We start from the raw sequence: 234 nt of genomic DNA on the forward strand, positions 1-234 counted from the left end.
GCACCAGATCGCCGTCCTTGAGCACCGCGTCATTCTGCTGGTAATGCAGGATGCAGCTGTTGCGCCCGGCGGCGACGATGGAGCCATAGGCGGGCATTTTCGCGCCGCCCTTGCGGAACTCGTAATCCAGTTCGGCTTCCAGGCTGAACTCATGCAAACCGGCACGACTGGCCTGCATCGCCCGCACATGAGCCACACAGGAAATTCGCGCCGCCTCGCGCATCACCCTCACTT

General features: G+C 62.4%; 1 protein-coding gene. It reads right to left on the reverse strand.

From position 1 onward, the window contains the following. On the reverse strand, positions 1-234 hold a 234-nt coding region (locus AAEZ05_RS30300; RefSeq protein WP_350650377.1), incomplete at both ends, for a M24 family metallopeptidase.

The organism is Pseudomonas sp. HY13-MNA-CIBAN-0226, from assembly GCF_040310305.1.
GTDB classification, from domain to species: Bacteria; Pseudomonadota; Gammaproteobacteria; order Pseudomonadales; family Pseudomonadaceae; genus Aquipseudomonas; species Aquipseudomonas gregormendelii.